This is a genomic window from Cohnella sp. AR92 (assembly GCF_003990975.1).
Taxonomy (GTDB): domain Bacteria; phylum Bacillota; class Bacilli; order Paenibacillales; family Paenibacillaceae; genus Cohnella.
In genome coordinates this window covers 325,670-350,293 of record NZ_RZJR01000002.1, presented here as the reverse complement: position 1 = coordinate 350,293, position 24,624 = coordinate 325,670, and the positions used below count along the sequence as shown (strand labels likewise).

The 24,624-nt window shown below is 58.8% G+C and carries 22 protein-coding genes and 1 other annotated feature; of the genes, 18 read left to right on the top strand and 4 right to left on the bottom strand.

All coding sequences use genetic code 11. The features are described 5' to 3' along the window. Nucleotides 1-6: 6 nt before the first annotated feature. Nucleotides 7-2,607 (bottom strand): bifunctional lysylphosphatidylglycerol flippase/synthetase MprF, encoded by a 2,601-nt coding sequence (mprF, locus tag ELR57_RS03955; protein WP_158629926.1) that lies wholly within the window; start codon nucleotides 2,605-2,607, stop codon nucleotides 7-9. A gap of 217 nt (nucleotides 2,608-2,824) precedes the next feature. Here mprF and ELR57_RS03950 point away from each other — a divergent pair, with 217 nt between their 5' ends. Next, nucleotides 2,825-3,574: a hypothetical protein gene (locus ELR57_RS03950; protein ID WP_126957474.1), complete on the top strand. Its 750-nt coding sequence runs from the start codon at nucleotides 2,825-2,827 to the stop codon at nucleotides 3,572-3,574. Between the two features lie 57 nt (nucleotides 3,575-3,631). Here the strand turns inward: ELR57_RS03950 and sigK are convergent, their stop codons facing one another. Both sigK and ELR57_RS03940 read right to left on the bottom strand, forming a co-directional pair. Continuing rightward, complete coding sequence (gene sigK / locus ELR57_RS03945) at nucleotides 3,632-4,333, bottom strand: RNA polymerase sporulation sigma factor SigK (protein ID WP_126957472.1); 702 nt, start codon at nucleotides 4,331-4,333, stop codon at nucleotides 3,632-3,634. 199 nt (nucleotides 4,334-4,532) lie between these two features. Next, nucleotides 4,533-4,748, bottom strand: a complete 216-nt coding sequence (locus ELR57_RS03940) for a hypothetical protein (RefSeq protein ID WP_126957470.1) — start codon at nucleotides 4,746-4,748, stop codon at nucleotides 4,533-4,535. Between the two features lie 274 nt (nucleotides 4,749-5,022). On the opposite strand from ELR57_RS03940, the gene spoVAC reads away from it, so the two are divergent. From spoVAC to ELR57_RS03865, 15 genes are all read left to right on the top strand, one after another. Beyond that, entirely contained in the window at nucleotides 5,023-5,517 is a 495-nt protein-coding gene (gene spoVAC, locus ELR57_RS03935) for a stage V sporulation protein AC (RefSeq protein WP_126957468.1), read from the top strand. Nucleotides 5,518-5,521: 4 nt separating this feature from the next. Further along, nucleotides 5,522-6,526, top strand: a complete 1,005-nt coding sequence (gene spoVAD, locus ELR57_RS03930) for a stage V sporulation protein AD (RefSeq protein ID WP_126957466.1) — start codon at nucleotides 5,522-5,524, stop codon at nucleotides 6,524-6,526. 27 nt (nucleotides 6,527-6,553) lie between these two features. Continuing rightward, nucleotides 6,554-6,904 carry a stage V sporulation protein AE gene (gene spoVAE / locus ELR57_RS03925; RefSeq protein WP_126957464.1) on the top strand — a complete coding sequence of 117 codons (351 nt, stop codon included), beginning with the start codon at nucleotides 6,554-6,556 and terminating at the stop codon, nucleotides 6,902-6,904. Between the two features lie 198 nt (nucleotides 6,905-7,102). Further along, nucleotides 7,103-8,056 (top strand): AAA family ATPase, encoded by a 954-nt coding sequence (locus tag ELR57_RS03920; protein WP_126957462.1) that lies wholly within the window; start codon nucleotides 7,103-7,105, stop codon nucleotides 8,054-8,056. Nucleotides 8,057-8,058: 2 nt separating this feature from the next. Next, nucleotides 8,059-9,306: a DUF58 domain-containing protein gene (locus ELR57_RS03915; RefSeq protein WP_126957460.1), complete on the top strand. Its 1,248-nt coding sequence runs from the start codon at nucleotides 8,059-8,061 to the stop codon at nucleotides 9,304-9,306. Then, complete coding sequence (locus tag ELR57_RS03910) at nucleotides 9,303-11,552, top strand: DUF4129 domain-containing transglutaminase family protein (RefSeq protein ID WP_158629925.1); 2,250 nt, start codon at nucleotides 9,303-9,305, stop codon at nucleotides 11,550-11,552. The genes ELR57_RS03915 and ELR57_RS03910 overlap by 4 nt, the downstream gene beginning before the upstream one ends. Before the next feature lie 149 nt (nucleotides 11,553-11,701). Continuing rightward, on the top strand, nucleotides 11,702-12,226 hold the full coding sequence (locus tag ELR57_RS03905) for a YqeG family HAD IIIA-type phosphatase (RefSeq protein WP_126957456.1): 525 nt from the start codon (nucleotides 11,702-11,704) through the stop codon (nucleotides 12,224-12,226). A gap of 17 nt (nucleotides 12,227-12,243) precedes the next feature. Continuing rightward, nucleotides 12,244-13,350, top strand: a complete 1,107-nt coding sequence (gene yqeH, locus ELR57_RS03900) for a ribosome biogenesis GTPase YqeH (RefSeq protein ID WP_126957830.1) — start codon at nucleotides 12,244-12,246, stop codon at nucleotides 13,348-13,350. A gap of 18 nt (nucleotides 13,351-13,368) precedes the next feature. Further along, entirely contained in the window at nucleotides 13,369-14,229 is an 861-nt protein-coding gene (gene aroE / locus ELR57_RS03895) for a shikimate dehydrogenase (protein WP_126957454.1), read from the top strand. Between the two features lie 28 nt (nucleotides 14,230-14,257). Continuing rightward, nucleotides 14,258-14,551 carry a ribosome assembly RNA-binding protein YhbY gene (gene yhbY / locus ELR57_RS03890; protein WP_126957452.1) on the top strand — a complete coding sequence of 98 codons (294 nt, stop codon included), beginning with the start codon at nucleotides 14,258-14,260 and terminating at the stop codon, nucleotides 14,549-14,551. 47 nt (nucleotides 14,552-14,598) lie between these two features. Beyond that, the gene (nadD, locus tag ELR57_RS03885; RefSeq protein ID WP_126957828.1) at nucleotides 14,599-15,183 is read left to right on the top strand and encodes a nicotinate-nucleotide adenylyltransferase; all 585 of its coding nucleotides are present in this window, start codon (nucleotides 14,599-14,601) and stop codon (nucleotides 15,181-15,183) included. After that, a complete protein-coding gene (yqeK, locus tag ELR57_RS03880) occupies nucleotides 15,173-15,742 on the top strand; it encodes a bis(5'-nucleosyl)-tetraphosphatase (symmetrical) YqeK (protein WP_126957450.1) in 570 nt (189 codons plus the stop codon). The genes nadD and yqeK overlap by 11 nt, the downstream gene beginning before the upstream one ends. Nucleotides 15,743-15,853: 111 nt before the next feature. Further along, nucleotides 15,854-16,198 carry a ribosome silencing factor gene (gene rsfS / locus ELR57_RS03875; RefSeq protein ID WP_126957448.1) on the top strand — a complete coding sequence of 115 codons (345 nt, stop codon included), beginning with the start codon at nucleotides 15,854-15,856 and terminating at the stop codon, nucleotides 16,196-16,198. Continuing rightward, a complete protein-coding gene (locus ELR57_RS03870) occupies nucleotides 16,195-17,136 on the top strand; it encodes a CvfB family protein (RefSeq protein WP_126957446.1) in 942 nt (313 codons plus the stop codon). The genes rsfS and ELR57_RS03870 overlap by 4 nt, the downstream gene beginning before the upstream one ends. A gap of 118 nt (nucleotides 17,137-17,254) precedes the next feature. Continuing rightward, entirely contained in the window at nucleotides 17,255-18,040 is a 786-nt protein-coding gene (locus ELR57_RS03865) for a class I SAM-dependent DNA methyltransferase (RefSeq protein ID WP_126957444.1), read from the top strand. A 741-nt stretch (nucleotides 18,041-18,781) separates the two neighbouring features. On the opposite strand, the gene ELR57_RS03860 is transcribed toward ELR57_RS03865, so the two are convergent. After that, nucleotides 18,782-21,004, bottom strand: coding sequence for an MMPL family transporter (locus ELR57_RS03860; RefSeq protein WP_126957442.1), 2,223 nt, complete (start codon nucleotides 21,002-21,004; stop codon nucleotides 18,782-18,784). A gap of 157 nt (nucleotides 21,005-21,161) precedes the next feature. Here ELR57_RS03860 and ELR57_RS03855 point away from each other — a divergent pair, with 157 nt between their 5' ends. Together ELR57_RS03855 and leuS are read left to right on the top strand one after the other, a co-directional pair. After that, the gene (locus tag ELR57_RS03855) at nucleotides 21,162-21,785 is read left to right on the top strand and encodes a TetR/AcrR family transcriptional regulator (RefSeq protein WP_126957440.1); all 624 of its coding nucleotides are present in this window, start codon (nucleotides 21,162-21,164) and stop codon (nucleotides 21,783-21,785) included. Nucleotides 21,786-21,822: 37 nt separating this feature from the next. Beyond that, nucleotides 21,823-22,055 (top strand) — a binding site (T-box leader). Nucleotides 22,056-22,161: 106 nt separating this feature from the next. Next, nucleotides 22,162-24,597, top strand: a complete 2,436-nt coding sequence (gene leuS, locus ELR57_RS03850) for a leucine--tRNA ligase (RefSeq protein WP_126957438.1) — start codon at nucleotides 22,162-22,164, stop codon at nucleotides 24,595-24,597. Nucleotides 24,598-24,624 lie beyond the last annotated feature (27 nt).

Sequence of the window (24,624 nt, the reverse complement as noted above, 5' to 3'; positions counted from 1 at the left end):
ATGGGGTTATTCCCGAGTAGAAGGGATCTTCGCGATCATTCGCGTAATGCGCCAGATCAGGAACGGAAGGGAGGCGCCTCCCGGATACGCGAGGAATCGCGGCTCCCACTGCGGGTCGAATTTGTCTTTATACCGGCGGATGCCCGCGAAGCGATACCACCGGTTGGCTCTTCGATAGATCTCGTGGGCCAAGCGCTCCGACCGGTGGGAGAAGGCGGATTCGCCGACGTTCGCCAAGGGGGCCATTCCCAGGTTGAAGCGGGAGAACCCTTGCGACTTCGACCACTCCAACAGGTGAAGGAACAGGCAATCCATGATGCCGTTAGGCGAATCGTGCCGGTATCGCATCAAGTCGATGGAGACGGACTGCCGATCGTCATAGCTTGGCATTAGATTCGCGAACGCCAGGATTCGCCCGGTCGGATCGCGAAGCAAGGCAATCCCCGTCAACTGCAGGTAGGACTCCTTAAACCATCCCAACGAGAAGCCTTTCTCCGGCCTTCCTTCGAGCCATTCGTCCGAGATGCCCCGAAGCTGATCCATCAACAGAGAAGAGAACGGGGGCTCGGCAATCTCGAACGTATATCCCTCCCGTTCGTAGCGGTTCTTGACCGCCCTCAAATCCGACTTGCTGCGGCCGGTCAGTTGGAAGCTCCGCACGTCCGTAACGCCTTCTTCCCCGAGCTTAAAGAATCGGAACCCGTTCTCGTGATAGAGGGGCAGATTCTCCGGGCGTACTTGATAGAAGACCGGCTTGCAAGCGTGACTGTCGGCATATTGCCGGAATTCAAGAACGGCTTGGCGGACGGAATCCCGCTCCCCGATCGGATCGCCCAACGCGACGAGAGTCCTTCCCGTGCGGCGGTATGCAATCAGCGCCTTGCCGTCTTGAGTCCAGAACAGGCTTTTGTCCCCAAGGAACAACAGATGCGTGACAAAATTCCCGTGATGCTTGTTCAGCCATTCCCGCAGCGTAAGCATCTGAAGGCCGTCGGGCAGCGGTGCGACGGGCTTGCCGGGACGGAGAAGCAGCCACGCGAAGATAGATAGCCAAGTCGTGAACAGGGCGATAATCCCGGCGCGCCAATGCTCGTGCTTATCGATCAGATACCGGTAAGGAAGATGGTGATGAGTAAACCAGCGGGAGGAATCCGGCGTCGTATTCAACCCTACCAGGATGTATAGGAAAGTCATCGCAATCGTGGTGAACAGCAGGCCGTAGAGGGTTTTGCGGGTAAACTCGATGTCTTTTCTCCGGAACCGATCTTTGGACATCCATAAGAAGATAAAGACCGTGACGAGAAAAGCCGCTTCCTCCACGTTCAAGCCCTTCGCCAGAGAGAAGGCAACGCCGGCCGCGAGCAGCACCAGAGTGGCGTAATACGCTCTTCGGACCTGCCTGCGGATGCCGTTGGACAGGACGATCAGCAGAAGACCGACCAGTACGGTGAAGTGGTGGGACACCTTCATCGTATGCAGGGTGAACCAATGATGCAGGAATTGAGAACGATCAAGGATGGAGGGGAGCGCCGCCGACATGAGCAGGATGAATCCGCTGCTGAAAACAAGGGCGGCGAGCGCCGTATTGCCTGCCACGCCCATCAACACCAGCTTGCCCGGCCAGTTCCAGAACAGCCTCCACTTGTTCCAGACGGGTTTAAGCAGCACCTCCGGCTTGGCTTCCCGCTGAGGCAGCCATTCGAAGGACGCCAGCATCAAGCCGAAGAGGAAGGGGATGAAGTAATAGAAGATCCGGTACAGCAGAAGAACGGCTAACGCCCTGTCGGCATCGACGCCGTAGGTTTGCAATCCCGCCAGCATGACGATATCGAAGGAGCCTGCCCCGCCCGGAAGCATGCTGATGACTCCGGCCGCGGCCGCGAGCCCGAACAGTCCGGCCAGTTCGCGCAAGGATAGTCCTATATGCAGCATGCCGCAGACGTTCCAGAACACCCAGGCCGCCGCGGTCCACTCCAGGATCGAGACGAGAACGGTACCTCCGATGTACAGCCAGCCGACTTTCTCGTCCAGTCCCAATCGCCGGCTGATCCACGGAATCCGCAGGGTTCCGGCAAGAACCGGCAGGTAGAAGACTATGGCGACCGAGGCAATAAGGAGCAAGGGGAACTCGCTCCGAACCGGAGAAGAATCGAGCAAGGTGAATACGGACAATACGGACAGTCCCGTCAGCATGGAAGCCGAGAGGAAGATCAGCTTCGGCACAAGCTTCTCCGAAGGCAGTCCCCGCTTGCGATAGAGCATGAGGCGTAGGCTCGAACCGGTCAGGCCGGCGAAGCCCATCATATTGTTGAAGCTGTTGGCGATCCAGCCTACTCTCCATAAGGTGGAGAACCGAAAGCGATGTCCGGCCATGCGGGTCAGGATCACATCGTAACCGCTCATCAGGGAGATTGCGATCACGCTGGCGGCCAGAAGGCGGATGTGATCCATCCCGTTCAATCGAAGCAGAAGATGCGCCGCGACTTCCGGCCTTATCCCGCGCATGACGTCGCGAGCTTGAAGATAGATCACCGCAAAGATCGCGAATGGAATAAGGATCTTAATCCACTTCTGGTACTTCCGCAACAACCCTGCAATCAGAGCCAATCGGTTCATCCTCCCGTTCTAACGCCACCCTATCATTATAAACAAAATAAGCCCCTAAGGCATTCGCTCCTTGGGGACGCATTAAGCTATAGGCAATTTTTAAAAATGTTAGGTTCCGTTGCAGGACAAACCTCGATATACTAGAATTATCGCTCTATCGGAAGCGAAAAGACTCGCCTGATGAACAAGGACGGACAAAGGGGGCGCAATAATTCACATGAAGAAATGGCTAGCAATCGCGATCGGCGCAACGTCCGCCTTTGCCATTTTCGGAACGGTCGTTTATTCGGGGATTTCGTACTTGGATAACATTCTTAATACGCAAAGCGTAAAGGCGGAAACGAAGGCGGAATCGGTCGAAAAAGTGGATAGGGATGCCGCGAACAACTTCGAACTAACCCGCTTCAAATTCGAACTTCTTCGTCCGGAATCGAGCATTAACGCGCAACGGGTCATGTACGACGGGAAGGAAACGAATATTTCCTTGCTTCCGCAAGCTGACCGCGACAAGGCGCTTACAAGCGCCATTTCGACTAAGAAAGAAGCAGTTATCGCGTTAGGCAAAGCGCATCTTAAATTGAACGAGGTCGTCAATTCGTATCAACAAGGCTATTCGTTCAATAAGTACAACGTTGAAGGAACGTGGAAGGGTCTTGATAGCGCAACGTTGGCGTATATGCCCGATGTCTACCTTCACGCGGCGGACGTAGTAGGGGACGAGAAAGCCGCTCAAGACTTGCGCGACGTTGCGACGCTTTTGACGATTGCGCGGCAAAAGCACGATGTTCAAGGTTTCATTTACGCTCACCGAATCGTTCATGACTTGGATTCGTACGTATTCGGACGACCTGACCCCGAAGAAGGTTATCCGAAGTATGGCGCCGCCCGCGCCATGACCTACGCAAAGGCTTCGCTGCTTGACGAGATCGCCGCCTATATCGAGAAATACGAAGGACGGGTCGGCTGATGCCGCCCGTTTTTTACTGGCATAAAAGCCACCGGCTAAGCCGGTGGCTCCTTTTCACTACCGCTTCGCCTTATAAAACTCATGATAAAGCTTCATGAGAGCCCGCTTCTCGATCCGCGACACATAGCTGCGGCTGATCCCCAGCTCCCGCGCGATTTCGCGCTGAGTCCGTTCGTCGCCGCCGCCGTCCAGGCCGAACCGGCCTCGGATCACCTCTTGCTCCCGTTCGTCCAGAATGTCGAGGTTGCGATAAATTTTGCTTTTCTCGATCTTCAGCTGCACCTTCTCGACGACTTCGTCCGGCTCGGTTCCGAGGATGTCCTGCAGGGTAATTTCGTTGCCTTCCTTATCCGTACCAATGGGATCATGCAAAGATACGTCCTTGCGAGTCTTCTTAAGAGAACGCAGATGCATCAGGATCTCGTTCTCGATACAACGGGCGGCGAACGTCGCCAGCTTCGTTCCCTTGTTCGGCTGGAAGCTCTCGATGGCCTTGATCAGGCCGATCGTTCCGATGCTGATCAGATCCTCCAGGTCTTCGCCGGTGTTGTCGAATTTCTTGACGATATGGGCAACCAGACGAAGATTGTGTTCGATCAGCAGGTTGCGGGAATGAGGATTGCCTTCCGCCATCCGCTGCAGGTGCAGGGCTTCCTCTTCGTCGGTCAGGGGCTGCGGGAACGCATTGTTCTTGACGTACGACACGAGCAGGCTGAGCTGCTTGATGAACAGGGCTACGGCGGTAAAAAATCCAGGCACGGGTAGGCCACCTCCGGCTAGTTGGTCGCGAGCGCATGAGGAAACATTACCATTCTATGTGGGTAGGAGCCCATCCGTGCCTGTACGCCCGGTGTCAAGCATTTCTTATTGTCTTGGCCGGTTCTTGGCAGGTCGAGAAGCGCGCGCAATAAGCAAAAATCCGTCCTCTTAAGAGAACGGATAGCGCGAGCGATCGTTTTTATTGAACTTTCATTCTATCATTAAAAGAAAGCTGTCGTCCGCAGCTGAGTCCCGTGTTGAAGCCGCTGTGGTACGCCCACTGGGCCAGGTTCTGAATATGTCCAAGCTCCAGCTCGGTGAGTTGAAGCCGATCTTTGAGGCCTGCCAGCTCCTGCAGCAAGTCCTTGGAGAAATACTTCTCGCCCTCGGCTCTAAGAAGTTCCGGGTCAAGCATGTCAATCCCCTCCTTAGCTACCAGTGTGTCCAATCCCAGGTGGATTTAACCGTTTCCTTCTACATAATATGCGGCCGGAAGCCTGCAAGCGCTTTGATTTTTGCGGCTTGGACTCGGATGGAACCTTATTTCCGCGCGCTTAGCTCCAACTCCACCCGTCCGCCTGTTTTTCCGAACCCCCTCAAAGGCCATTTTTGGCAATCATAGACGTTCTTCCCTCGGCAAATACTATCCTTGTTGCTCCTATTGTTCCGGAAGGAGGGATATGGTCCATATGGCTACCAAGGAAGCCGGCAAATCCATTTCCTATAAACCAATGTCGATGTCCGCCAAGGAGTACAAGCAATTCGCCAAGAACCGGGAGCCGGCTCGATCGGTCCTGAAGAACTGTCTGCGGGCATTCCTGGTCGGGGGCGTGATCTGCTTGATCGGCCAAGGGGTGCAGTCGTTTTTCCAAGCGGCATTCAACATGTCGCCGACTAGGGCGGGGAACCCGACGGTGGCGATCATGATTCTGCTGTCCGTTATTCTGACTTCGATCGGGGTGTATGACAAAATCGCCCAGTGGGCGGGGGCGGGAACGGCCGTACCGGTTACCGGCTTCGCCAATTCGATGTGTTCCGCGGCGATCGAGCATCGAAGCGAGGGGCTTGTGCTGGGCGTAGGCACGAATATGTTCAAGCTCGCCGGTTCGGTTATCGTGTTCGGCGTCGTGGCGGCTTTCTTCATCGGGATCGCGCATTGGCTGTTCGGCGGAGTAGGGAGATGAGGGCATGAAGCAAGGAGAACGCACCTGGGTGTTCCCGAACCCTCCCGTCATACTCGCCACCGGCACGGTCGTCGGCCCGGACGAAGGAGAGGGTCCGCTGGCGGCCGATTTCGATCTAGTCCATCCCGACATGGAGCTTCAGCAGCCGTCCTGGGAGAAAGCCGAACGCCTGCTTCTGGAGCAGGCGGCGGACATTGCCGTCAGCAAGGCCAAGCTGAAGAAGCAGGATATCGAATACTTCGTCGGCGGAGATCTGCTTAACCAGATCATCAGCAGCACGTTCGCGGCGCGAACGCTCGGAACGCCGTACATCGGCGTGTTCGGCGCTTGCTCGACCTCGATGGAGACGCTGGCCCTGGCTTCGCTGATGGTGGCCTCCGGGGCGGGAGAGCGGGTGCTGGCGGCAACGAGCAGCCACAACTGCACCGTAGAGAAGCAGTTCCGCTACCCGACCGAGTACGGCTCGCAGAAGCCTCCGACCGCCCAATATACCGTGACCGGAGCGGGGGCGGCCGTCGTCGCCCGAACCGGCGAGGGGCCGCGGGTTACGGCGGCCACGATCGGCAAAGTGATCGATCTGGGCATCAAGGACCCGTTCAATATGGGAGCGGCGATGGCTCCGGCCGCCGTCGATACGATACAGGCTCATCTGCAGGATACCGGAAGGGAGCCCGGTTACTACGATTTGATCGTGACCGGGGATCTGGCCGGAGTCGGAAGCCCGATCGCCAAGGAACTCCTGATGCGCAACGGCGTTCCGCTTGAGCAGACGACGTTCCGGGATTGCGGCCTGCTTGTTTACGACGTCGCGAAACAGAAAGTACAAGCGGGCGGAAGCGGCTGCGCGTGCTCGGCGGTCGTCACGTACGGGTATCTGCTGAAGCGGATGGAGAAGGGGGAGCTTAAGCGCATTCTCGTCGCCGCGACCGGGGCGCTGCTGAGCCCTTTGTCGTTCCAGCAAGGCGAATCCATCCCGTGCATCGCGCATGCCGTTTCCATTGAAGCGTAAGGATATTAGCAAGAAGGAGTGGCGTACATGCAATACTTATGGGCATTCCTCGTAGGAGGAGGAATCTGCATTATCGGTCAGCTGCTGTTCGATGTCGCGAAGCTGACTCCCGCGCATACCATGTCTCTCTTGGTCGTCTTGGGGGCGGTCTTGGACGGGCTCGGCTTATATGAGCCGCTGATCAACTTCGCGGGAGCGGGAGCGACCGTTCCGATCACGAGCTTCGGCAACGCTCTCGTGCACGGCGCGCTGACCGAGCTCCGGAAAGACGGATGGATCGGGGTGCTGACCGGCATCTTCGAAGTGACGAGCGCGGGGATATCGGCAGCCATTATTTTCTCCTTCCTGGCCGCCTTGGTCGTGAAGCCGAAGGGATGACTTCAGGCTTGTCGAAATTCCTAAAATTTACCTTAAGGTCCGAAAAAGCCTGCCGTTATGCGGTTTGGCTTTTTCTCTATTATTATTTGTAGGAACTCAAAATTTACGGTCTTCTCCAAAATCAGGTATAATAAGTTAAGTTCGTTTTGTGTTATATTGGCCTTTTACAGTCTCAAGATTCCATAGGAGGAGACAGGCATGGAGCATCAACAAGCGATTAATATTTTGGAATTAATTAAACGTAATATGGAATCTTGTATCTTCGGCAAGAAAGACGAGATTACATGGATACTCACCGCGCTTGCCGCTGGCGGCCACGTTCTGATCGAAGACGTGCCGGGCACCGGCAAAACCCAGATGGTCAAAGCGCTCGCCAGGTCGGTCGGAGGAGACTTTCATCGCATTCAGTGCAACCCGGATCTATTGCCTACCGATATAACCGGCGTTTCTATCTATCATCCCAAGCAAGAGCAATTTATTTTCCGTCCCGGGCCGATCATGGCCAATGTCGTGCTGGCGGACGAGATCAACCGCGCGACGACGAAGACGCAGTCCGCGCTGCTCGAAGCCATGGAGGAGCGGCACGTATCGGTTGACGGAGTCACCTATCCGCTTCCCAAGCCGTTCTCGCTCTTCGCGACGCAGAACCCGATCGAATTCGACGGAACTTATTCGCTGCCCGAAGCGCAGCTGGACCGGTTCATCATGAAGATCTCGATCGGGTATCCGGACGAGGCGTCCGAGAAGCGCCTGCTGACGGAACCGAGCGCCCATCGCTCCGCGGACAGCCTGGAGGCCGTGGCGTCGGTCGAAGACATCGTCGATATTCAACGAGTCGCCGAAGGCGTGCATATGGACTCGAGCGTGGTCGATTACCTGCTCGCGTTGACGCGCGGGACGAGGACGCACTCGTCCGTGCTGCTCGGAGCGAGCCCTCGCGCCGGCGTCGCCCTGGCGGCGTGCTCGAGAGCCTATGCGCTGCTGCAGCGCAGAACCTTCGTCCTTCCCGACGACGTGAAGACGGTTGCTCCGCTCGTGCTGGGACATCGCCTGCATCTCCGCTCGGAGGCCCGGATGCAGGGCGCCACCGCGGGAAGCGTGCTTCAGGCCGTCATCCGGCAGATTCCGGTTCCCGTCGGAATGGAGCGTTAAGAATGAAGAAGATGTCGAAGGCCCGGTTCGGAGGGCTCGCCGTCGCCCTGTATGCGGCCTCTCTTCTCTTTCTTCTATTCCAGGGAGGCAAGACTTCCTTGATGCTGTTCGTCATCCTTAACGCCCTCGGTCTTTACCTCTTGCTGGGACGCTGGAGCGGGATCGGGCACGTTCAGGGAACCCGTTCGCTGGAATCGGCGGCGGATCTGAGCGCCGTCATTCCGGCCGGCTCCCGGCTTCGGTTAAAGCTGTCGGTTCACGTTCCCGGCTTCTGGCCGCTTCCTTATGTCATCGTGAGGGAACGATTGACAAGGCAGTCCAGCCAGGAGCTTCAGAATTACGAGCTTAGCTTCGTCCCCGACTATAAGAGAAGGGGAGCTTTGGTGTACGAGACGGCCCCTCTTAAACGAGGACGCTATCATTTTCATTCCACGGAATGCTCTACCCGAGACATCTTCGGCTTGTTCGAGCACAAGGGCTCGTTCCTGGAGCCTCAGGAGATCCAGGTCAGTCCGCGAATCGCGAACATCCGGGACTGGCGCTTCGTGCGGATCGCGAGAACCGGAACCGCGGAGCAGCGAGCCACATCGGCTTGGTCGCGCGAGACCACCCAGATCGACGGGGTGAGAGAATATATCCACGGCGACCGGATGTCGCGCATTCATTGGAACGCGACGGCGCGCACGGGAGAGTGGAAGTCCAAGGAGTATGAGAGAGAGGCTCTGCCTCGCCTGGTGGTCGTTCTTGATCGCCGAGCGGCATCGTACTCTTCGAACGAGCAGTTCGAGCTGGCGGTATCCGTAGCCGCTTCGCTTCTCGATTTTGCCTTCCGCAAGAACATGCCGGTCGGTCTCGTCTCGGCCGGAGCGGAACGAGTCTACTATGGTGCGAACCATGCCGTTGTCACCCGCATGGAAGTAACGAATCATCTTATCGATGCGGAAGCGGACGGTACCGAGCGTTACGACAAGGCGATCTATGAAGCGTCTCAGAGATTCGAGCTGGGAGCCTGCCTCGTCCTGATCTCGCCCGAGACCGATGACGGCTCGGCGAAGGCGTTGACCGCGCTGGCAGCGCGGCGGCAAGCGGCGAGCCATATCCGCATTGCATCCGCTCCCGCGCCCAAAGGATCCGATGAAGCGAATCGCTTGCATAGCTGGGGACGGATGTTCCAGTCCAGAGGATGGAGCTTCAGCAACGTGACGAATCTGGAAGAGCTTCAGCAGGCACTGGAGGTGGGAACCGCATGAGCATAGCTTTGGCCGAAGCCCGGCCGAAGGAGAACGTTCTCTGGCGAAGGCTGGTGCTGGAGAGGCTCCATCGGATCTTCGCGCTCATTCTGGTCCTCCAGCTGATCCAGCCTTTCCAGGACTATTGGTGGCCGGAGACCTTCCATGTGATCTATGCGGCGCTCGGGATTTACGGAGTCACGGAGCTGCTCTTCACCCGCATCTTATGGGTGCGCATTCTGATTCAAGCCGTCGGAGCTCTGGGCTCGACGTTCCTGTTTGCCGACGCCGATTGGCAGAGCTGGCCGGCAACGCGGGATTGGGAGAGCTTGCGAAGCTTCCTGACGTTTAATATCGAGCAGATGCATCCCGTCATCGAGCTTGCGGCTCTTACCTTGCTCATGTGCCATGTCTTGGCCTATTGGACGGCCACCAAAGGAAAAGCCATTATCGTTATGGTTGCGGCCGTGACGACGTTAGCCATCATCGACTCCTTCTTTCCGTTCGAGCTGTGGCGCAGCATTCTTTGGTCGGTAGCGGCCGGCTTAGGCTGGCTGGTCGTCCTTCATCTTCGCATGCTTCGGGAGAAGCATTACGACAGTTGGACCGCCATGGCGGAGCGGCCGTTCGAGCTGGTGCTGCCCGCGCTGCTCGTTATCGGTCTCCTGGTTGTCGTCGGGAGCTGGATGCCGAGGGCGCCGGTGCTGCTGGAGGATCCGTATTCGATGTGGCTGCGGTCGCAGGACAAGGAGGTTCCGAGCTTCGCGGGAGAAGGGGGAGAACTCAGCAACTTCATCTCCTCTTCCGGCGGGCAAATGTCCTCGAAGTCGGGTTACGGGCGCAACGACACCCAGATCGGCGGAGGCTTCCAATACGACTACTCTCCGGTCATGGAGGTGGCGACCAACCTGAAGTCTTACCTGCGCGGAGAGACCAAAGCCGTCTATACGGGCAAAGGATGGTCCGATCGCAAGGGGCAGACGAGCGAACAAGTCTTCGCCGGCGAGAACGCCGCTAAGCTGCCGCTCGTTCCCGAGCTGGGAAGCGAAGCCGGGACTCGCAAGATCGAGCAGACGGTCACGATGCTGCGCAAGGACAGGCTGGCGGTTCTCTTCTCGGCCTCCCCCGCGTCTCAGCTCGTCGAATTGAACAGCTCCCGGAACGCGCAGCTGTTCTGGAATCCGGACGAGAGGGAGCTTCGCTTCCAGAGGCCGGCGTCCGTCGAGAGCTATACGATCGTCTCCGAGGTGCAGGAGCTGGACGAAGAACGCCTGCGGACGCTCTCCGCCGCCTCGGGCTCCGGGTCGGGTATTCCGCGGGACGCCTATCTTCAACTCCCGGATTCCTTGCCTCAGAGAGTACGGGAGCTGGCGCAATCGGTGACCGCTTCCGCGACGAACGACTACGATCGCCTGAAGTCGCTGGAGCAGTATCTGCGAACGACTTATCCGTATACCAATACGCCGGACCTGTCGAAGCAGAAGAGCAAGGACGTGGTCGACGCGTTCCTGTTCGAGATCCAGGAAGGCTATTGCGATTATTATTCTACCTCGTTCGTCGTGATGGCCCGAACGCTTGGCATACCTACCCGCTGGGTAAAGGGATATACCTCGGGCGTGAACCCGGCCGCTCAACAGGAAGAGCGGTACGGGAACCGCAATTTCAATCCGGACGGTGCGGGCACCTACACGGTTCGGAATGCCGATGCCCATTCCTGGGCGGAAGCTTATTTCGAAGGGTACGGCTGGGTGTCCTTCGAGCCGACGTCCGGCTTCTCGATCCCGGTGCCCGTGCCTAAGGAAGTAACGCCGGAAGCGACCCAAACGGTGGTCGAAGCAACGGCGGAGCCGCTGGAGCAGCCGAACGCGCAAGGAGGCGGCATGAATGTCTCGGCCATCCTCTGGAGCGTTGGCGCCGTCGTCGCCGTTGTCCTTCTAGCCGCTATCTATCTGATCCTGCGCCGCAGAGGAGGCGTGGGCCGCGCCATTCGGCAGCTCCGGCATCTCGGCGCGACGCCGAATCAGCGAATCGTGAAGGAGATGGAGAGCCTGGTGCGCTTCATGCAGCGCAGAGGCTTCAAGCGCAGCAAGCACGAGACGCTGCGGGAGACCTTCCACCAATGGGGAGGGCGCTTCGGCTCTCTGAAGCCGGAATTCGAAGGGGCGCTTATTCAGTTCGAAGGCGCACGCTACGGATCCGGGCAAGGCGAGGAAGAAACGTACCGGGAATTCTCGAGGTTGACGGAGAGAATTCGCAAGGCCCTATGATTCGCAACCGAATGAAGCTAGAAAATGGATGATTTGAACCCTTGCGGGAGAGCCGATTGCGTAAGCCGGCTTTCCCGCTTTTTGCAAGGATTCACGGGGTGTGGTATATTTTGTTCATCATTTCGTAAGAGACAGGGGATTATTCGGGAATGTTCCAACGATTGCTGCCGGATCAGATCGTAAGTACCGTGTTCGATATCGACTTGCAAGCTTTGAAGAAGCGAGGGGTCAGCGGGATCATTACGGATCTGGACAACACGCTCGTCAGCGCGAAGACGGCGAATGCGACCCCGGAGCTGACTGCTTGGCTGGAACTCGTCAAGCGGGAGGGCTTCCGAGTCGTCGTTCTATCCAATAACAATGAATCCCGGGTGTCCGTTTTCTCGAAGCCGCTCGGCATTCCGTTTATCCCGGCCGCCCGCAAGCCGTTCGGGAAGGCATTCCGCAAGGCGCTCTCGCTGCTTAAGCTGAATGCCGGGCAGGCGGTCGTCGTAGGCGACCAGATGCTGACCGATATTCTCGGAGGCCGCCGCATGGGGCTGCATACGATTCTCGTGACGCCGATCGCCCCGGCAGAAGAGGGATTTGGAACCCAGATCAACCGCAAGATCGAGAAAATCGCCCTGTCCCGGCTTCGCAAGCGCGGCTTGTGGCCGGAGAAGGAGGAACGCTGAATTTGACCGAATCGTTAATGGAGAACAGCCGTTGCGCAGGCTGCGGGATCGCCCTGCAGACCATCGAGCCCAGCCGCCCGGGATTTGTGCCCGAATCGGCGAGAGGCCGCGAGCCGATCATCTGCCAACGCTGCTTCCGCATCAAGAATTACAATGACGCATCGTCCGTCGCTATCGACCAGGACGATTTCTTACGTTTGCTCGGAGGAATCGCTTCGACGGACAGCCTTGTCGTGCATATCGTCGACCTGTTCGACTTCGAGGGCAGCCTGATATCCGGGCTTCAGAGATTCGTAGGCTCGAATCCGGTGCTGCTCGTGGTGAACAAGATCGACCTGCTGCCTAAGGTGACCAACTGGAACCGGCTCCGCAATTGGGTGCAGAAGGAAGCTCGCGCGAACGGACTTAAGGTCGTCGGCGTCCTTCTGTGCAGCGCAAGACGGAACATCGGTTTCGAGAGAGTGGTCGAGACGATCGCGGATCTTCGGGGCAAACGGGACGTCTATGTCATCGGCGCGACCAATGTAGGCAAAAGCACGCTGGTCAACCGGTTGATCTCGGATTACAGCGACCTGGAGCGCGAGCTGACCGTTTCCCGTTACCCGGGCACGACTCTCGATGCCGTCCATATTCCTCTCGAGGACGGACGCAGCATTATCGACACGCCGGGAATCGTCTATCGTACCCGTCTATCCGAGGTCGTTCCGAGAGAGACCCTGCACGCGGTCATGCCGGACAAGCCGCTCAAACCGGCGACTTATCAGCTTGACGCCAAACAGACGCTTTTCTTCGGGGGCATCGTTCGGTTCGACTTCGTGGAAGGCGATCACCAATCGTTCACCGCTTACGTCTCCAGCAGCCTTCCGATCCATCGGACGAAGCTGGAGAAGGCGGACGCGCTCTACGAGGAGCATCGCGGCGTTATGCTGGCCCCTCCTTCGCGGGAAGGACTGGAGAGCGTTCCTCCTTGGACGAAGCATTCGCTGCGGGTCCAACCGGGCTCTGCGGTCGACGTCTTCGTCTCGGGCATGGGCTGGATCAAGGTGAACGGCAAGTCCGGAGCCCTTCTTGAGGTCCATGCGCCGAAGGGCGTCAAGGTTATGCTTAGGGATTCGATGCTGTAAAAAAGGGGAATGGAAGCCATGGACAGTCATACCGTGCTCTACGGGGTGATCGGGGATCCGGTTCGCCACTCCAAATCCCCTGTCATGCTGAATAGAGCGATGCAGGAAGCTGGAATCAACGGCGCTTACGGAGCCTTCCACGTCGCGCCGGATCGTCTGGAAGAGGCGATCGCGGGCATTCGCGCGCTAGGCTTCCGCGGACTGAACGTCACGATTCCCCACAAGATCGAAGTCATGAAGTTTCTGGACGAGATCGACGAGGGAGCCCGCGCCATCGGGGCGGTCAATACGATCGTGAACGAATCCGGCCGATTGATCGGCTACAATACCGACGGCATCGGCTACGTCCGTTCGCTGAAGGAAGAAGCGGAGCCGGAGCTCGCGGGCAAGAGAATCGTCGTGCTCGGCTGCGGCGGGGCCGCCCGCGGCATCGTCTGGGCGCTCGCCCGCGAGAATCCGGAAGCGATTCTTCTGACGAACCGCACGGCGGAACGCGCGAAGGAGCTGGCGGACTCGTTCGGTTCCGATTCCGTCGTGTCGGCTGCTCCGTGGGAATCGGTCCAGCAGCTGTGCGCCGGCGCGGACGTCGTCATCAACACGACCTCCGTGGGCATGTCGCCGAACGTGGACGCGACGCCGATCGATCCGGAGTGGCTCCGCCCCGGGGCCGTCGCCAGCGACCTGATCTACAATCCTCTCACGACGGCATTCCTGAAGGGAGCCGAGAAGAGAGGCTGCCGCATTCACGGCGGCTTAGGCATGTTTGTTTACCAAGGGGCGTATGCCTTCGAATATTGGACCGGGAAGCCCGCGCCGGCGGCCGCGATGCGCAGCGCCGTATTGGAATCGTTCGGCGAAGCCGTGCCGGCCCGTTCATGAAGACCGATAAGGAAAGCAGGTACAACTTATGCTAACAGGCAAGCAAAAAAGATTTCTCCGTTCGCAAGCGCATCATCTCGATCCGATCTTCCAGGTAGGGAAAGGCGGAACGAACGACCATCTGATCCGCCATATCGAGGAAGCTCTGGAAGTCCGCGAGCTCATCAAGGTGAATATCCTGAACAATAACGATGACGATCGCTACGAAGTGGCCGAAGAGCTCTCGAAGCGTTCCGGAGCCGAGCTGGTTCAGGTCATCGGCAAGACGATCGTGCTGTACAAGGAATCCAAGGACAACAAGCAGATCGAACTTCCGCGCTGATTGCGAGGTTGAACTCCGACATGAATACACCTTCAGGGGGCCGCAGGATTCGCACGGGTCTGATGGGAGGAACGTTCGATCCCATTCACATCGGGCATCTGATCGCGGCGGAGTCGGCGATGGAGGCGGCAGGGCTGGAGGAGGTATGGTTCATTCCGACCAATACTCCTCCCCACAAGCCTCAGCCGGGAGCCGCCGCCCGCGAGCGCCGCGATATGGCGGAAGCCGCGATAGCGGGCCGTCCGGGGTTCCGGGTCGAGGCCCAGGAGCTGGAGCGGGGCGGCGTCTCTTATACGATCGATACCGTCATCGCTCTTCAGGAGCGAGACCCGGAGCGGGAGTTCCACTGGATCGTCGGAACCGACATGATGAACGATCTGCCGAATTGGCGCCGGATCGAGGAGCTCGCCGAACGAATTTTCTTCGTCTGCTTGAGCAGGCAAGGGGAGGAGAGCGAGGAATCGAGCCTTCCGGAGTTTCTGCGGAGCAAGCTTCTGGCCGCGCCGATGCCGCCGATCGGCATCTCCTCGACGGACATCCGGGAGCGCAGGAGGAGCGGAAGATCGATTCGCTATCTCGTCCCTTCCGCGGTGCAAGATTACATCGAGAGGAATGGGTTGTATGAATCGTGAAGCTTTGATCGAGGCGACCCGAAGCCAGATGCCGGACAAGAGATGGCGTCACGTTCAGGGAGTCGTCGATACGGCCGTCGAGCTGGCGGAGAGATTCGGCGGGGACAAGGACAAAGCATGGCTCGCGGCGCTTCTTCACGATTATACGAAGGCTTGGGCAATCGATCGGATGGAGCGAATCATTCGCGAAGAGGAGCTGCCGAAGGAGCTGCTGGAGCACGACAAGGAGCTCTGGCATGCCCATGTCGGCGCCTGGGTCGTTCAGCGGGAGCACGGGATCGACGACGAAGAGGTTCTGGACGCGATCCGCTATCACACCTCGGGCCGGGAACGAATGACGCTGCTCGACAAGATCGTTTGCCTGGCGGATTACATCGAGCCCGGACGCGATTTTCCGGGAGTGAATCGAATTCGCGAGCTCGCGCAGAATAATCTGGAAGAGGCGCTGGTCGCCGGGTTCGACGGAACGATCCAACTGCTCGTTGAACGGGGCAAGCGCATATTCCCGCTCACGGTACTGGCCCGGAACGACCTGCTGTTATCCGTCCGGGGCAAGTAATCAAAGTGAACGACGCGAAAGCGAAACGAAGCGTCCGGATCGGGTTCTCTCCGGAGGGCCGCCGAGCGGCGCATGGAACGATAGAGGGTTAAAGTTTAAGGAGGCTATTAGATGGCATTATCGTCCGACAAATTATTGCAAGCCGTCGTGCTCGCCGCGGAAGACAAGAAGGCGCACGATCTGGTTGGCTTGAATCTGCAAGGAATCTCGCTGGTGGCCGATTATTTCCTGATCTGCCACGGCAATTCGGATACTCAGGTGGTGGCGATCGCCAACGAGATCCGCAAGAAAGCGGAAGAGCTCGGCGCCAGAGTGCGCCTTGAAGGCATGGACACGGCCCGCTGGGTGCTGATCGACATGGGCGACGTTGTCGCCCATGTCTTCCACCGCGACGAACGCGAGTATTACCATCTGGAGCGTCTCTGGTCCGACGCGAAGGCTGTGTCGCTCGCATGACGCTCGCTGCGGGAACGATCACGTCGCTCCTCGCGCGCCGCGAAGTGCCGCCATACGGCTGGTTCCTGGCGGAGCCGGATACGGAAGGCCCCGAGGTGCTGCTGCCGTACGGCGAGATTCTCGGCGCCAGGCCGGAAGCCGGGGACGAGGTGCCCGTCTTCTTGTTCCACGATGACAAGGGAAGGCTGACCGCGACGACGAGAGAGCCGTTTCTCACGTATGGCCAGATGGGCCGGCTGAAAATGGCGGACTTTAATCCGCGATTCGGCTGCTTCCTTGAGATCGGAATCGGCCGTCAGCTGCTGCTGCCCATCAAGGAGCTGCCGGAGAAGAAGGAACTGTGGCCGCAGGAAGGCGACGAGCTTCATGTCGTGATGAAGCACGACAAGGAAGGCCGGATGCTCGCTCGCTTGGCGAGGATCGAAGACTACGAAGCGGCGGTCTTCCGCGCTCCGAGCTCCTGGCACCACGAAGAGAAGATCGTCTGGGTGACGGACACGTTCCGCGACGGCGTCTTCGTGCTCGTGGACGGCGGCGTCATCGGCTTCGGCGCGCTCGGTTACATCCCGACGGCTTCGATGACGAGGCCGCTTCGTCTCGGCGAGAAGGTGCTCGCAAGGGTCACGCAAGTCAAAGACGACGGCCGCGTGACGCTGTCGATGCGTTCCTCCAAGGAGAAAGGGCGTATCGAGGATTCGGACAAGCTGCTGGCGTTCCTGAAGGAGCGTCCGGGCGGCGCGATGCCTTACAGCGACGAGACGCCGGCGGAGACGATTCAGCGGCGCTTCGGCATCAGCAAGTCGGCGTTCAAGCGCGCCATGGGCAAGCTGATGAAGGAAGGGCTCGTCACCCAGCAGGGCAATTGGACCAAGCTGGTCGGGGCGGACGGCTCTTCCGGGGATGACAAGGCGTCAGCGCCTGCATCGGACAAGCCGTAAGGCCGTTTAAAGAATGTATCGACAATTGCGCAAGTTGAGCAATATCGGCTAATCAAGCGTCTTCGGACGCTTTTTTTATGAGGATAAAGAAGAGAACGCATACGGAGGAGGAGACGCGATGAGATCCTACCGGCAATTCGCGGCGGTATACGATCGGTTGATGGAAGAGATGCCTTACCCGGAATGGTTGAGCTTCGCCCGGCGCTGCTGGGACCGGTACGGGATGCCGGCCACGATCGTGGACTTGGGCTGCGGGACGGGCAATTTGGCGATTCCTCTGGCGAAGTCGGGGTTCCAGGTGTTCGGAATCGACCTCTCTTCGGACATGCTGTCCATCGCCCGCAACAAGTGGGAAGCGGGAGGACGGGGACTAATTGGAGAGAAAGGCGGCATCCGCTGGCTGCAGCAGGACATGAGGGATTGGGAGCTGCCCGAGCCGGCCGACGCGGTCATCAGCTTCTGCGACAGCATCAACTACTTGACCGAGCCGGAAGATGTCGTCTCCGCGTTCCGCCATACCTACGAAGGGCTGGCGCCGGGAGGGCTGTTCCTGTTCGACGTTCATGCTCCGTCCCAGCTCGAGCGCTACGCGGAGGAGCAGCCGTTCGTGCTGGACGAGAAGGACGTCGCCTACCTGTGGGTGTGCGATTACGATCCGGAGCGAATGGAGATCGAACACGACCTGACCTTCTTCGTGCGCGAGGAATCGGCGCCGGGCAGCGCGAACTCCGGCTTGTACTACCGCTTCGAAGAGTCCCACGTCCAGCGCGCGTACGACCCCGATTGGCTCGCCGAGCAGTTGACCGCCGCGGGCTTCGAGCTGCTCCACCGGTTCGCGGACTTCAAGTGGGCCGCCCCGACCGAAGAGTCCGAGCGCCTGTTCTTCGTGGCGAGGAAGCCGTAGGAAGGTATGTCGCAAGGAGCCTATTGAGGATTAGTTACTCCTTTTTCTCGCCAAACGCCGGATGATGCCCCGAAATGGGTAATGGTTACTCAAATATCTCGCTACATGCGGGAGGGCGCTCGGAATTGGGTAATGGTTACTCAAATATCTCGCCGGATGCGGGAAGAAGCTCGGAAATGGGTAATGGTTACTCAAATAACTCGCCAGATGCGGGATGGAGGAGCTCGGAAAAGGGTAACGGTTACTCAAATATCTCGCCGAACGCGGGAAGAAGCTCGGAAATGGGTAACGGTTACTCAAATATCTCGCCAGATGCGGGAAGAAGCTCGGAAATGGGTAACGGTTACTCAAATATCTCGCTACATGCCGGATGATGCCCCGAAATGGGTAATGGTTACTCAAATATCTCGCTACATGCGGGAGGGCGCTCGGAATTGGGTAATGGTTACTCAAATATCTCGCCGGATGCGGGAAGAAGCTCGGAAATGGGTAATGGTTACTCAAATATCTCGCCGAACGCGGGAAGAAGCTCGGAAATGGGTAATGGTTACTCAAATATCTCGCCGAATGCGGGATGGAGCTCGGAAATGGGTAATAGTTACTCAAATATCTCGCCGAACGCGGGATGGAGCTCGGAAATGGGTAATGGTTACTCACTTGATCGCTAGTTGAGGTGCCAAAGCAAAAGGTGCAGGCACAAAAGGAGCACGCCCCCCGGGCGTGCTCCTTTGCTTACACCTTTTATTCCGCGCGGGCACTCTTGCGCTCTTCCACCGGCTCATACCGCCCCGGCCAGAAGGCGCGGCGGCCGAGCAGGGTCGTGATCGCCGGCACGAGGAACGGCCGCACGACGAACGTATCGAGCAGCACGCCGATGGCGGTCACGGTGCCGAACTGCACGAGCACCTGGATCGGCAGCGTGCCGAGCACGGCGAACGTACCCGCGAGGATCAAGCCGGCGGACGTGATGACCGAGCCGGTCTCGCCGACGCCTTCCTTGATCGCCTGCTTCAGCGGCATGACCTTGCGCTTCTGCCAGATGCTCGAGATCATGAAGATGTTGTAGTCCTCCCCAAGCGCCACGAGGAAGACGAACGCGTACAGCGGGATGGCTCCTTGGATGGCGTCCGCTCCCATCAAGTAATGGAGAACGAGCCAGCCGAGTCCGAGGGCCGAGAAGTAGGACAGGATAACCGTCAGCACGAGGTACGCGGTCGCCACGACCGAACGCAGGTACAGCAGGAGCAGCAGGGTGATGAGACCGATGACGACGGGGATGATGACCTTCGTATCGCGATCCCCCGTAACCTTGTTGTCATGCTGCTCGGCCGTTTGCCCGCCGATCCAGACGCTGCCCGCCGCATCGGCGACTCCCGCCGATGTCAACGCGCTCTGCGCCGTCTCGCGAAGATCCGGGATATGTCCCATCGCTTCGAGCGAGTAAGGATTCATGGCGAACTGCACTTCATACATCAGAATGTTCGGGTTGCTCGAGCCAACCTGCGGTTCTGCGACCGAGCTGATATAATCGAGCGACTTCAGCGATTCGGCCAGGCCGGAGACGTCTTTGCCCTGCGAATCGACAATCACCTTCGCGGGAGCGAGCTCCCCGGGGCTGAACTTCTCGCCGATCAGCGCGAAGCCTTCGCGGGACTCCATATCCTTCGGAAACGAAGAGAGGATGTCATAGGTGAATTTGACCTGCGAGCTCGTTCCCGCCAGCACGCCGAGCACGACCACGCACACGACGACGATCGTCCACGGACGGCGGACGACGAGCGAACCGACGCGGTTGCGCGGAGCCTTCTCGGCGGCCGGAGCCGGTTTGCCGCGGCTGGCGGCGCGTTCGGCCTGCTGCTCCTTCGTGCGCGGAATGATCGGCCAGAAGGACGCGCGTCCGAAAATGGCGAGCAGGGCCGGCACCAGCGTAAGAGATGCGACGCCCATGATCAGAATCGCGATGCTGAACGGGGCGGCGAAGCGATGATAGGCGCCATATTCCGCAAGCAGCAGCGCGAATAGGGCAAGCACGACCGTGAAGCCGCTCATCGCGATCGCACCGGAAGAATCCGTAATGGCGCGGCGGAGCGCGGCGAACTTGTTCGGTTCGGTCTTCAGCAGCTGGCGGAACCGGGCGATGAGGAAGAGGCAATAATCCGTCCCCGCGCCGAAAAGCAATACCGTCATGATAGAGATCCCCTGGGAATCGACGGTGATCCACCCTTCGCTGGCCATCCAGCCCAGTATCGGGCTAACCGCGCCATAAGCGAAGCCTACGGCGATCAGCGGAATAAAGGCCAGGATCGGAGAGCGGTAGATGAGCAGCAGAAGCACGAGCACTAGCAGGACGGTCGCCGCCATCAGGGCGAAGTCCGCATTCTTGAAAAGCCCGGTCGCATCGACTTGAATGCCGACCGGACCGCTTACTCTGGCGCTGAGATCGGAGGAGCCGGTCGCGGCTTCGAACGGATCGGCGCCGAACAAGGATGCGGCCTCCGCTTTGATCTTGTCCAAGCCTTCGCCTAACTGGTCCGTATCGGCCGTCTTGTCGAACAGGACCGGAGACACGAGCGTGCTGCCGTCCTCCGAGAGCTGCGCTTTAAGCGCCTGCAGCGGCATCCGATGAAGCGGAGGGACGGTCGTCTGGTGAGGCGCCGGCTCCGAAGTCAGCTTCTCGGATAATAGTTGGATTTTCCCCAGATCGTCGTCCGTCAGACCGCCTTCCCGATGCCAGACGAACAAGGCCGGAATGTCCGCGCCGCTCGGGAATTCCTTCTCCGTGATCGCGTCCGCTTGAACGGAAGGCTTCGAATCGCTCAGATTGGGGGCGTTATTCTTCTCTTGGCCGCCGACCGCGGGCAGCAGGACGTTCAGAAGCGCCACCGCGACGATCCACGCCAATAGCGTGATCCATCGGCTCCTCTTGCCCGCGACCCATCTTCCTAGAAAGCTGCTTTCTTGCATCGTTTTTCTCTCCCCGCTTCTTTTTTTAGTGTATAATGGACTCGGTTACCGTTAATTATATATACCGGAAGGTTAATTATCAAACGTAGCTCGAACAAAATTTTTGCGGTATGATGTTTGGAAGGTTTGATGATTGCTTAGAGAGGATATTCGGAATATGAACAAGACGAAGCCCAAGAGATCCCCGGGACGCCCCAAGGTCGCCGACCAAGCCTTCCCCATGCGGGAAACGGTGCTGAACTCGGCGGCCCAAATGTTCCTGGAATTCGGCTATGAGCCCGTCTCGATCAACCAGATCGCGGAGAAAGCGGGCGTGACCAAAGCTTCGGTCTACTATTACTTCTCGAACAAGGCCCAGCTGTTTACGGAAGCGATCTCGGAGATGATGGGACGGATTCGAGTCAGCACGGCGAGGATTCTCAAGGAAGAGGTCGATTATAGAACCCGGCTGACGACCCTGGCGCGGGTGAAGATGTCGTCCACCCATGTCGAATTCGAGACCATGATGCGCGAGGCGCTCTCCTCCTTGTCCCAGGAGCAGCACGATCGGATTCGGGAGGCGGAATCCGGCATCCATCAGGCGTTGGCGGAATTTTTCGAGCAGGCGCTTCGGGATAAGGAGATCGCGTCTCCGCTCAGCCCGATGGTGCTCGCCCATTCGTTCGCCGCGCTGCTGATGCTGGGGAACCGGGAAGAAGACCTGTCGGAGGAGACGGACGGCGAAGAGCTGTCCAAGCTGATCGTCGACCTGTTCTGGAACGGAATCGGGCCGCGCGCTTGACATCGTTTGGACCGTTTGGCTATAATCAGGGCATATTTATTTGGCTGGGAAAAGGAACAGTAGTCGTTATCCGTCATTCAGAGAGCCGGCGCTTCGGTGCGAGCCGGTTGGCGGTAGCCGCGAACTCGCCTTGGAGCCACCGCGCGTAACCCGCATTCGGCGGCAAGCGCGGCGTCGCCTTCTCGTTACGAAGGAAGAGTGGACGGGATGCCCAAGCAGGGCAGCCGTCAACTAGGGTGGTACCACGGGAATAATCCTCTCGTCCCTAGCGTGAATTCGGCGCTGGGGCGGGAGGTTTTTTGTTTCTATGCGAGTTTTGGCGGCTCCCGGAGCCGCTTAAGACGTTTTTTCGACTGTTAGAGAGGGGTTTACGACAATGGCGCAAGACAATCCGCACGGCTATAAGCCGCAGAGCATCGAACCCAAGTGGCAGGGCTACTGGGACGAGAACAAGACCTTCCGCACGACCGACGATGCGGGCAAACCGAAATTCTACGCGCTCGACATGTTCCCGTATCCGTCCGGAGCGGGTCTTCACGTCGGCCATCCGGAAGGCTACACGGCGACGGACATCGTGAGCCGCTTCAAGCGGATGCGCGGCTTCAACGTGCTGCATCCGATGGGCTGGGACGCGTTCGGCCTGCCGGCCGAGCAATACGCGATCCAGACGGGGCGTCATCCGGCCGAGTTCACGAAGATCAATATCGACAACTTCCGCCGCCAGATCAAGTCGCTCGGCTTCTCGTACGATTGGGACCACGAGATCAGCACGACCGATCCTGACTATTACAAGTGGACGCAGTGGATTTTTATCCAATTGTATAAGAAGGGCCTCGCCTACATCGCCGAAGTGCCGGTCAACTGGTGCGAAGCGCTCGGCACGACGCTGGCGAACGAAGAAGTCATCGACGGCAAGAGCGAGCGCGGCGGCCATCCGGTCGTTCGCCGGCCGATGCGCCAATGGATGCTCAAGATCACCGAGTACGCGGAGCGCCTGCTGAACGACCTGGAGGAGCTCGACTGGTCGGAGAGCATCAAGGACATGCAGCGCAACTGGATCGGCAAGTCGACGGGCGCGGAAGTCCGCTTCGACATCGAGGGCCATGCGGGCCAGTCGCTGACCGTGTTCACGACCCGTCCGGATACGCTGTACGGTGCGACCTACTGCGTACTGGCGCCGGAGCATGACCTGGTATCCGCCATTACGACGGCCGGGCAGAAGGCGGCGGTAGAGGAATACATCGAGCTCGCGTCGCGCAAGAGCGACCTGGAGCGTACGGAGCTGGCCAAGGAGAAGACCGGCGTCTTCACCGGCGCATATGCGGTTAACCCGGTTAACGGCGAGAAGCTGCCGATCTGGATCGCCGACTACGTCCTCGGCGGCTACGGCACCGGCGCGATCATGGCGGTCCCCGCGCATGACGAGCGCGACTGGGAGTTCGCGACGAAGTTCGGCCTGAACATCGTCGAAGTCGTCAGCGGCGGCAACGTCAAGGAAGCGGCGTTCACCGGCGACGGCGAGCATGTCAATTCCGGCTTCCTGAACGGCCTGTCCACTCCGGATGCGATCGCGAAGATGATCTCCTACTTGGAAGAGAACGGCAAGGGCCAAGGCAAGGTAACCTACCGACTGCGCGACTGGCTGTTCAGCCGCCAGCGGTATTGGGGCGAGCCGATTCCGGTGCTGCACTTCGAGGACGGCACGATGGAGACCGTGCCGGAAGAGGAGCTTCCGCTCCTGCTGCCGGAGATGGAGAGAATCGAGCCGTCGGGCACGGGCGAGTCCCCGCTCGCGAACGCGACCGAATGGGTGAACTACGTCGGCAAGGACGGCCGCAAGGCTCGCCGCGAGACGAACACCATGCCGCAATGGGCGGGAAGCTCTTGGTACTACCTGCGGTACATCGATCCGAAGAACGACAAGGAGATCGTCTCCTTCGAGAAGCAGAAGCAGTGGCTGCCGGTCGACCTGTACATCGGCGGCGCCGAGCATGCGGTGCTTCACTTGCTCTACGCCCGCTTCTGGCACAAGGTTCTGTACGATATCGGCGTCGTCTCGACGAAGGAACCGTTCCACAAGCTCGTCAACCAAGGGATGATTCTCGGCACGAACAACGAGAAGATGTCGAAGTCCCGCGGCAACGTCATCAACCCGGACGACATCGTGAACGAATTCGGCGCGGATACGCTTCGCTTGTACGAGATGTTCATGGGTCCTCTGGAAGCGACGAAGCCATGGAACACCAACGGAGTCGAAGGGATGTACCGCTTCCTCGGCCGCGTCTGGAGATTGTTCGTGGACGATAACGGCAGCTTGAACGAGAAGATCCAGGACGTGCCGGGCGACGAGGCATTCCGCCGCACTTGGCACAAGACGATCAAGAAGATTACCGAGGATTACGAAGGCTTGCGCTTCAACACGGCGATCAGCCAGATGATGATCTTCATCAACGAAGCTTACAAGACCGACGTTCTTCCGAAGCAGGCGATGGAACACTTCGTGCAGATGCTGTCCCCTACCGCCCCGCATATCGCGGAAGAGCTGTGGGAGCGTCTCGGGAACAAGGGCTCGATCAGCTACGTTCCATGGCCGGAATACGATCCGGCGCTGACCGTGGACGCGGAAGTCGAGATCGTCGTACAGGTGAACGGCAAGATCGCCGAACGCGTGATGGTTGCGGCCGACCTCGATGAAGCGGGCCTGCAAGAGCAAGCCCTCTCCCTGGAGAAGGTGCAATCGCTGATCTCCGGCAAGACCATTCGCAAAGTCATAGCCGTCAAAGGCAAGCTCGTCAACATTGTAGCCAACTAACTGATAAGGGGCGGCCTCTCTCATGGA